At 36.8% G+C, this 10,214-nt stretch carries 6 protein-coding genes; 3 read left to right on the top strand and 3 right to left on the bottom strand.

From position 1 onward, the window contains the following. The first annotated feature begins 97 nt into the window (after positions 1 to 97). Positions 98 to 3,016, top strand: a complete 2,919-nt coding sequence (locus AAEU31_RS07705) for a TrlF family AAA-like ATPase (protein WP_421966908.1) — start codon at positions 98 to 100, stop codon at positions 3,014 to 3,016. A 286-nt stretch (positions 3,017 to 3,302) separates the two neighbouring features. Here AAEU31_RS07705 and AAEU31_RS07700 read toward each other — a convergent pair whose 3' ends face one another. Together AAEU31_RS07700 and AAEU31_RS07695 are read right to left on the bottom strand one after the other, a co-directional pair. Next, a complete protein-coding gene (locus AAEU31_RS07700; RefSeq protein WP_421966907.1) occupies positions 3,303 to 3,740 on the bottom strand; it encodes a 5' nucleotidase, NT5C type in 438 nt (145 codons plus the stop codon). A gap of 1 nt (position 3,741) precedes the next feature. Then, complete coding sequence (locus AAEU31_RS07695; protein ID WP_421966906.1) at positions 3,742 to 4,467, bottom strand: hypothetical protein; 726 nt, start codon at positions 4,465 to 4,467, stop codon at positions 3,742 to 3,744. Positions 4,468 to 5,029: 562 nt separating this feature from the next. On the opposite strand from AAEU31_RS07695, the gene AAEU31_RS07690 reads away from it, so the two are divergent. Both AAEU31_RS07690 and AAEU31_RS07685 read left to right on the top strand, forming a co-directional pair. Then, positions 5,030 to 7,141 (top strand): methyl-accepting chemotaxis protein, encoded by a 2,112-nt coding sequence (locus AAEU31_RS07690; RefSeq protein ID WP_421966905.1) that lies wholly within the window; start codon positions 5,030 to 5,032, stop codon positions 7,139 to 7,141. 364 nt (positions 7,142 to 7,505) lie between these two features. Continuing rightward, positions 7,506 to 9,218 (top strand): EAL domain-containing protein, encoded by a 1,713-nt coding sequence (locus AAEU31_RS07685; protein WP_421966904.1) that lies wholly within the window; start codon positions 7,506 to 7,508, stop codon positions 9,216 to 9,218. Between the two features lie 9 nt (positions 9,219 to 9,227). Here AAEU31_RS07685 and AAEU31_RS07680 read toward each other — a convergent pair whose 3' ends face one another. Continuing rightward, positions 9,228 to 10,136, bottom strand: a complete 909-nt coding sequence (locus tag AAEU31_RS07680) for a 1-aminocyclopropane-1-carboxylate deaminase/D-cysteine desulfhydrase (protein ID WP_421966916.1) — start codon at positions 10,134 to 10,136, stop codon at positions 9,228 to 9,230. Positions 10,137 to 10,214 lie beyond the last annotated feature (78 nt).

Below are 10,214 nucleotides of genomic sequence, written 5' to 3'. Positions count from 1 at the left end.
CATGCTCGATAACCTGGCGAACTGCTTCGTCTTTAAATTCTTGCGGATATTTATTTCTCATAACACCTTCTATCTTACTTCATTTTCAAAATAAAAGATGTCTAGTTATTTGAGGGAAGATCAGTACGAAAAATTAAGACTTTTGCAGCGTACTAAAAAGCGACTACAAAATTTAAAGCTACTGCCCGTTCTTGAGTTCAGAATAGAAAAGTTCGCTGGTGTAGACTTTGGAAGTCATAAAAGAATTAATCTACATGTAATTTTTTCAGATGAAATTGATGTAGAGACTATCACTAGTCAATTTCTTAATACGCTAGAGCAGTCATATACTTTAGAGACTGGGGATAAATGGACACGAACGATTAATAGGAACAGCGTTGAGGAGTTGGGTGCTAAAATCAAGGCTGGGGTGCCAGAAGAGCAGCGCTCAAGATATAAATCTGATCTAGTCGAAGGTTTCAATAATCTAAATGTAGACGATAAGCAAATTTTTAATGCATTGGACAAAGATTGTTTTAAAGGCAAGTATCTAATTGCAGTTGGCAAAACAGAGTGGGCTGATCTTAGGTGGACTGACTCTTCAATAGCTACAAAAAAGTCGATAATTAATAACGCAGATATCGTTTTTACAGCGGTCAATACTACTGACCAATACACTAAATCTCGTAATCAACTTCTAAAGCAACAAGTGAATGACAAGCTATTAGATTGCAGCGACGCTCATTATTATTCTGACGCAACAGATAAAGATCGAATTGGAAACTCATTAACTTGGATAAAAGCAGATCCAACTTTCGATGGTTTAGTTCATGCAGTGCAAGAATTTGAAGAACGCATTTTTGTAGGGGATGAACCAGCATTATTCGAGCGAGTGAATAAAAATAAGACGAAATATTTAGAAGAATTAAATGTCTCGTCTGTACCTAGTCATAGCGATCCAAACAATGTCTGGTTTGATCAAATAAACATCCCTCTGAATAAGGAGCTAGTTGCAATTATTGGCAATAAGGGAAGCGGTAAGAGTGCAATCGCTGACATAGTATCCTTATGTGCCAATTATTACGATGATGAAGATTTCTCATTCTTAACTAGTAAGAAGTTTAGGGAAAAAAGGGGGAAAATAGCTCAAAACTTTGAGGCTCAGCTTACTTGGGAGAGTGGGGTTGTCAATAAAAAGGGGCTGTATGAAACTCCTGATTCTGAAGCTATAAGAGAGGTGAAATACCTACCACAAGGTTTGTTTGAAAAACTGACAAATGAAATATCAACAGTTGAAGAGTTCCAGAGTGAAATTGAGGGAGTAGTTTTTTCGCATATTCCAGATAGTGAAAAACTAAACACTTCGTCTTTCTCAGAGCTGGTTGAACTAAAGACTATTAATGTTGACGATCAAATTAGTCATTTTCGTGAACAATTACAATCACTAAATAGGACTATTATTGAACACGAAGTTAAGGCTACTAGTTCATTTAAAAAGCAATTAGAAGCAAAGTTACAACAGAAGCGAAAAGAGCTTAGTGCTTTAACACAGCCTGAAACTGTCGCTAATCCAAATGAAGATCCAGAAAAGAAAAAGGCTCATGAAGCGGCAAATAATAAACTAACAAAAATTCGGGCAGAAATTGAAGGTCTAGAAAAATTAGCCACTGAGTCTGTAGAGGCCAAGAAAAAGTTATTGATCAGCAAAAACAAGCTGGAAACAGTTAAGTCATCAGTAATACAGAAAGAGTCTGAGTTTAAGCTTTATGTACAAGAGCTTACCGAGGAGTTGTCAGGCTTCAATTTAAATGCTGAACAACTGGTTTCATTTAACTTTAACGTAGGAGTTATAGATATAGAGGTTGCTAAAATATCTAAGCGAATACGTGAATTAGATAATCTGTTGAGTGGCAGTTTAGGTGAAGAGCAGAGTGATGATAGTTCAGCTATTCCGCTTAATATTCAGTTAGAAACTAAAAGAAACGAGCTGTTGGTTGAGAAAGGAAAATTAGATACAGAACAGCAACAATACCAAGCCTATTTAACCTCAATAGCTGACTGGGAAAAAGATAAGCAGTTACTAATAGGTGATATTAACTCTCCAGAGACTATTAAATATCTAGAAGATCAAATTGAGTACCTAAATGAGAGGCTTCAATCAGATTTAACAGAACTTTACGATAAAAGAAATCAACTAGTCGAAAACATATTTAGCTGCAAACAAGAAGTAGTCGGTTTGTACAAAGATGCGAGAGAAAAGTTAAATGAAATTATTGGTGAAAATTCAGAAACTCTTCAAGATTATAAAATCGAGGTTGATGCTTCTTTAGCTGCAGATAGTAAGTTTGAAGAAACTTTCCTTTCTCATATTCTTCAAAACAAGGCTGGCTCTTTTTATTCATCTGATGGAGCAGAAAAACAATTTAAGCAACTTGTTGCAGATGTCGATTTCGATAACCTTGAAGAGCTACAATCGTTTATTGCTGACGCGATGGGCGCTTTACGGACTGATCTGCGCATTGGACAAAAGAATGTAGAGAGGGAAGTTGCTGATCAAGTTAGAGATGTTCAAGCGTTTTACAATTACTTGTTTGGTTTAAACTTCATCACTCATAATTATCAATTAAAACAAGGTGGAAAAGGGATAGACCAGTTATCACCTGGTGAGCGAGGAGCACTTCTTTTAGTTTTTTACCTTTTATTAGATAAAAACAACATTCCACTCATTATTGATCAACCTGAAGACAACCTGGATAACCACAGTGTAGCGACAATACTTGTACCGTTTATTAAAGCAGCTAAAAAGAAGCGGCAGATAATTATGGTTACTCATAATCCCAATCTTGCAATTGTTTCAGATGCCGAACAGGTAATTTATGTACATTTAGACAAAGAGCATGGCTATAGATTTAGCGCAGAATCTGGGAGTATTGAAAACAAGGAAATAAATAAGCGAATTGTAAATGTTTTAGAAGGTGCGATGCCTGCGTTCAATACTAGAAAACGTAAATACTTCGAAGAAGAAGGTGGCAATTAAGAATGTTGATTTAACGACCGTTATGTTAGGAGTTAATTTGAATGAGCGGTCGTTCTTACTTTATGGCTGTCTGTAAGATGAAATCTAAACTAATCATTGAAACTGTATGATTATATATGAGTTAGCAAAGCCAAAGGTTGTTATAAATTGATTAGATAGAACTATACCGAAGCGGTAGGTTAGTCGTTTTCTTCGAAATATTTTTGAATTTGAAGTGGCTATACTGGTTTATTATCCCGTTAAAAAAGTAAGATAATAAACCAGTATAAATTAATGTTCCTTACAATCAATTGGTTGTAAGTTCTGTTAAAACCACTGCCCAGGTTGGATATTGACCGCTGCCGAAATGGATTAGCTTTCCTTGGAATAACTCTTGTCCATTTCCATCCGAGTGATCATCAATCAGAATATCGCCATGAAATAGACCTTTATTTGGACTGATAATAAGCCGTTCAACAAATTCGATGCCAAGCCATTTTTCTACCCACACTCTTTTTTCAACGTAAGACAACGGGTTATGAATAGACGGAGCTGTCAAAATATAAACCTCATTACTCTTAGACAATTCGAAGACAGACTCTACAGCATTTGGGATAGGTTGAAGATTGGCGAAGAAGCCAAACTGTGACTGCGGATACTTGATGCCAGGCTCTTCGAACAACGCTTTTTTATGTGCGGCATTGTAGTCACAAAGCACGTTATCCATATCAATATAAATACGCATCTTAAACCTCAAAATCATAGTGTAAGATAGAGCGATATCTTTGAGTTGAAGTTAGTGTCGTTGGTAAGTTTAAAGCTTCTCTGTAAGGAATGAGTTTATCATCATAATACTTTTGAAATTCATCGAACATTTTATCAGGCGATAAATTTAAGCATCCAAGAAATAACTTTATTTCTAAGTCACCTTTTACCGTTAACGCACCTTCATAAGCCAGCATTATTAACTCCTTTTCTTGGTTGGTAAGTTGTTTGTTACCTAGCCTTGTTAGAATTACTTTTTCGATGTATTTGGATATGCGGTTTGGTGAATTTAGGAAGTTCTTAGCAATGAAGTTTCCATTTAACATAGTTCTTAAATTTAACTTGCTCGGTGCATATACACGAAGCGGAAAATTTAGCTTCACGTAATATTTATTTAAGATATAAGTGGCGATATCAAGAGCGTTTTTTGCAGTTTTGTATTCTGAGAGTGAACGCTCAATAAGTTGCTGTCTATTTAATTGGCGATATCGAACGTATACATCGCTTACAAACGTATTTAGCTGATAAATTGAGTTTATATTTCTAAACTCGAACTCTTGTTTTCTGTCGTGAGGCAAATGGTTTGTGTTTTTATATATTGTAAGACTATATATAAGGATTTCGTCTGCTTGTGAAAAAGACTGGAAAAGACCAGGATGATAATCAAATAACATCTTAGCATGATGTAATGCTTTTCTTCTGTTCATGTATAAACTCACAATTTAGATAGCAGAGCAGAATGAATCAAAGTTAAACTTTGAAACTTATTTCGTGGGTGTTGGCTTTTGTCACCCCAATTGCTCTATCAAATTATGTGACATGAAAAATGATATATATAACTTCATGACGACGCCCCAACAAGCGGCCGTACTTTTATGATACCTCATAAATTTTAAAAAAACAGAGAAACGTGAAACGTTAAAATAAAGCTGTTTTTAGGTGATTTTGCGTTTTTATTTACGATTTTAAAGAAAATGGTAAAAATCCGTAAAGCCTTACTGGTATTGGTTGTGACTGAGCGTATAAAAATCAAGAACTAAAAATGTTACTCATTCACTCACTCACACACTCTGTCATTTTCGAGACGTAAACTACCCTTCTAATTTCTGGTATATATAAAACTGTATAAGAGAGCCGCTAAATAGCGGCTCTTTTTTTTAACTAAAAATAATGTTGAAAAATAACTTAGGATGCATGCTGGCCGCACAAATTTACCCACTCATTTTGTCCTTTACTTTGCATTGAATCGTTTATCTTTTAATTGAGTCTGTGAAGCTAGGATTAGAGCTTACGTTCTTTTTTATGGCTGCGAGTATGCCTGGAGCAGAGTTACAAATACTGGCGATATCAATCGTATGGTCTAAGTTTAATAAAAAACTTTATTCCTACACCATGAAAATACTTAGTAAGATAAGCTTTCAACAAGCGCTAGCAGCAGTGATTGCATTTGCTTTGGTTGTGATGCTTACAACATCTTATATTGTTATTGATGCGTCCCTGCAAAAAAAGCAGCTTGTGAGTCAAGATGCTGAATTTATCAGCGAAGTATTGATGATAGATAAAATAGCGCATGAAACGGCAGTCGAAAGGGGATTAACTGCTGGCTTTATTGGTTCAGGGTATCGCAAAAACGGTGACAAAGTTGCTCAGCAACGCTTGGTTGTTGATAAAGTTTTTAACGAATTTTCTAATTATACTCAAACGAAAAAACACTCAATAGCCCTATTTACTGCAGTGTTAGAAAAGCACAAAAATATAAAAGCGTTAAGAGAAAATATCGATAGGCAGCAAGGAAAATCAGCGTTTGCCGTTTATTCTAATGCCAACCAGTTTATGTTGGATGTTGCTAACAGCCGGGTTTCACACATTAGACAATCCGAAGCAATCTCTTCAGGTTTAGCTATTATCAGAATGTCTTTGTTAAAGGAGAGGTTAGGCCAGATTAGAGGAAAGGTGAATGGTATTTTATCATTACAATCAATATCTAAAGATAGTCAGGTTCAAGTTGCTGGCTATTTTAATAATATTGAAGAAAGTTTGGCTATTCTCGCTTTAACACTCACCGCAAAAGAAGATAAAGCATGGCTATCAGAATTGACTAATTCACAAGCCTTTAAAGATATTAAGGCAATTATCGAAAACCTAAATCAAGAAAGTGGCAAGCTGGCTTTGTCTTACCCAGAACCTGCGGACTGGTTTAGTTTGTCAACGGACTTAATTGGCAAAATTCACAAGCGTATTACTGAAAAACAAAGCGCGTTAGAGTCGCTTATCGAGGAAAAGCGCGTTGATGCTAAAATGGAGGCTGTGGTAACGGTAGGTCTTGCGATATTTTTTATTACTTTTTTTATCGCCTTCGGTTTATTTGTAATCAAGGCACTTGCTAAAAAAGTTAGAAAAGTACGAGATTTAATTGGAAAAATTGCTTCAAGCCATGATTTAACAGTGAGGATTGATGACCAATCGAGTGATGAAATAGGTGCAATTTCTAGAAGTGTTGATGAGTTGGTAGATATCCTCACTAAGTTGATACGGCAAGTGCAACAAGCAAACAGCAGTAGCGAATCCAGTGTTAAATCATTAATCACTTTTGCAACAGAACTTTCAGAGTTAGTTGAGAGTGTTAATTCAACCACATCGGTGCTTCAAGATAGCTTCGCGAGGCTATCTAACCAGATCGAGCAAATTGCACTGTCAGCAGATGAAAGCTCTAAAAATACAGCAAAGGCAAATGACTTATCGAATAATACAAAGCAAATAATTGGCACAAACAAAGTGAGCATTAACTCACTATCTACGCTGATTCAGCAGGCTCATCAGCAATCAGATTCTTTAAGTGCAAAAACGAACAGTATTCAATCAGTGCTTGATACAATTTCGAGTATTGCTGAACAAACTAATTTACTAGCCCTTAATGCTGCTATCGAAGCTGCTCGAGCGGGTGAACAAGGGCGTGGTTTTGCTGTTGTTGCAGACGAAGTGCGGGGTTTAGCAACGCGTAGCCAAGATTCAACATCAGAAATATCTTCAGTGCTTGATGACATAAAGCAGCAAGTGCAACAACTTCAGGCGTATATGGAAAATACCTCTGAATCAACGCAGAAGGTGAGTGAAAATAGTGAAAATGCGCTCAAGAATATCGATATTTTGACAACTAATATCACTGAGGTGAGCGGCCAAACAAACATGGTGTCATCAGCGATTGAATCACAAAATCAGTTAGCTGAAGAAGCGAGTAAGGCAAGCCAAAATATCACTGAAAATATGCAGGAAGTACAAACCGAATTGGCGCTATTATCTAAATTGATAAAAGATTTAGAACAAGCTCAATATAAGACATCAAATGCTATAAATGTATTTAGAGTAAATACATCTTCATGAGTCTGATGTGCATCAGCTACGCTGTCATGATGGCGCTTATTTTTGCGGGTAATGCGCATCTACGAAGGCTAAATAATAATGCCTTTCATCATTACAAACAGTTATCTTGGGGTTGATTACAGGTTACTGTAAAAGTTTGCGTATCTTTATTTAACTCTGTTGCAGAGATTTAGTTGCGGCCTTTTGAATTGTTGATTACAAAATAATTCTCATTACCAGTAAATGCTAGGTTGTTAAATTTACGGAATTTTTGACAGCGTTGGTATTAGGATTCTTCTGAAATTACTTTTAATCAGCCTGTAGCCTTGTATTTATGGGGTTCTTGAACAACACTTTGTATATCTTTGGGCAACAAAATTGTGAAATGAAAAAAGACTTTGCTTCACAGATCAAGCGACCAGTGGTCATTTATGTGACGATTGTGTTTTTGCTTGTGGTTGTTTTTAACATTTTTCTTAATGATGTACTTCATGACAAGGTTCATCATACTGGTACTGAGCTGGCTAAAGAAGTATATGAATTAAACTTAGATCCTATCACCTCGCAAGACATCATCGCGTCTATTGTAAAAAGTCAGGGTTTTGTCTTGGATGTAGCTGATTTGCCGCAAAACTTTGCAAATTTTATTGATGTAGAGCAAGAAGTATTTAGTTATAAAACGGTTAGTTTACGTTTGTTTCATTGGCCAGCTTGGTTACTAGAAAGCCACTTATTTATATTATTAAACCTTATTTTACTAGCAACAGGCTATTGGGCTGGGCGTTGGTGGCGAAGTATGGCTAAGTCTACGGCTATTAAAGAGCAACCTGTTATCAAACCGCAAGCACCAGCAGATGCACAAATTGAACCCCAATTTAAATCACAAAAGCTAGCATCGCCAAGGCCTTTACCGCGACAAGACCTCAATATTCTTTATGGGGTGCCAACAAGTTATAACCATTTATTTGCTTTGTTCTTTTGGAAAACACCTTTTCCATCGAACCTGGATGTTGATAACTACTTTAAATTAGTGATTGCGAAAGGTTTTGGTGAGTTGGTTAATCGCTCCGTTAAGTTGCTTCCTTCAGGTGGCATCGCGGTTACTTTAAATAACATCCCTGCAACTGAGCTTGATAAATACACCAAACGGCTTCATCAAGTTATTTACCAAGCGTGCTTAAACTATCGCAGTGATTTATCACGTGCTGATGTCAAGATCGGTGTTTGTAATTACCGAACAGAAGCAGACCAAGCTGTTGTATATCAGTTAACTAAATCAGCACTGGCTATGGCTAAACAAAGTGCATGGCAACATATTCATCGCTTGCCGTTCGGGCATACCCAATCAAGCATGTTAGCAGACAGTAAAGAGCACTTGTTTGAGTACATTAAAAACAAACATTTTATGTTATTTTTTCAACCTTTGTTCGATTTACAAACAGGTGAAATTTTACAGCATGAGGCGTTAATTCGCATTCGCCATAAAAATTTGGGGTTATTGGCAGCTCGGCATTTTATTCCCCACATGAGCAGTAAAAATGACGTGTTGTTTTTAGATAAAATCGTTATTACTCAAGTGAAGAGAATACTCTCTAACGAAGCTGGTGCAATCACAGTCAGTATAAACCTACATGCTATGAACTGGTTCAATGACAAGTTTTGGGTTTGGTTTAAAGAACATATGAGTGACTATGAGGGAATTAGTAAACTTCAATTTGAACTCAGTGAAGATGATTATCTACGCCAACATAAAAAATTAACCTCACAGTTTAAGTGTTTAGAGAAACTGTCAGCTGGTGTGGTAATTGATAACGTGAGAAGTGCAGAGCACTTAGCTACTTATGCGCAGCTTAATAATATACGCAGTATTAAACTGGCCTATGAGCTAATACATAATATAGATACAAATGCTCAACAGCAGAAGATCGTAAAACAGATTATCAATAAAGGCAGCGAATTAAGCTTTCCTGTTTATGCTGTGGGGGTCGAGACGCAAAATGAACTTGCGACCCTCAAAAACTTAGGGGTGGTTGCAGCTCAAGGCTTTTACTTTGCTGAGCCCTTACAAAAGTTAGCAGATATAACACCGCATAGCTAATACAGCTAATTAGTCGATTAAATAGCGGTATCGCAAGCCATCTAAACCTTGTAGCCCACCTGTATGAATCGCAATAATGTGTGTGTGTGGAGCAAAAAAGCCCTGCTCAATGAGTTGCCATAGTGCATACATCATTTTGCCACTGTAAATAGGTTCAAGAGGAATGTCGTGCTGGTGGTTAAATGCTTGACAAAACTGCCACAAATTAGCACTAAACTTGCCATAACCGCCATCATGAAAGTCACATAACAGCTGCCAGTTTTGTTGTTGTTTGGCGCGGTTGCTCAATTGTTTTATGTCAGTTATTAAATACTCAGCTTGCTTAAGTACAGCCACCCCTAATACTGTTGTACTTTGTGATGCGCCCTCAATTAAACCTGCTAATGTTCCGCCACTTCCCGTAGGGCATATAATATAGTCTGCTGGGGGAAGGCTTTCGGCCAACTCTTTGCAGCCTATAAGGGCTGCTGAATTAGTGCCGCCTTCAGGTAAAATATAAGCATTAGGAAATTGATGTTGTAATTCAGCTAAGTAATTTTGATCATGCCTCAATCGGTAAGTAACACGGTCAACTGGATGTAAATTCATGCCACATTGCTTTGCATAGCGCAGTGTTGGATTTTCGCTATCAAGTTCGGGACCCCGAATTATACCATGAGTAGTAAAACCAAATATTTTCCCCGCAGCAGCGCTGGCATGGATATGATTTGAAAAAGCACCACCAAAAGTGAGTAATTCAGATTTTCCAAGTTGTTGCATTGCGGCTAAATTAAACTTTAGTTTACGCCACTTATTGCCACTAATTTGCGGGTGAATAAGATCATCTCGCTTTATGGTGAGCTGAATTTTACGAGCAGCCAATAAGGGATGGTTTATGGTTTGTAAAGGTGACTCAAAAGAACTATACACAGCAGCAATTTTAATAAAAAACACGCTCTATTGTAGCAAACTGATCATCAACTAAGAAATTAAACTAAAATGATTTTGTTATTTACT

Origin of the sequence: Pseudoalteromonas thalassia (genome assembly GCF_049257215.1) — a bacterium.
GTDB classification, from domain to species: domain Bacteria; phylum Pseudomonadota; class Gammaproteobacteria; order Enterobacterales; family Alteromonadaceae; genus Pseudoalteromonas; species Pseudoalteromonas lipolytica_C.
Note: the sequence above shows the minus strand (reverse complement) of the source record. Positions and strands in the feature narration are given on the sequence as shown.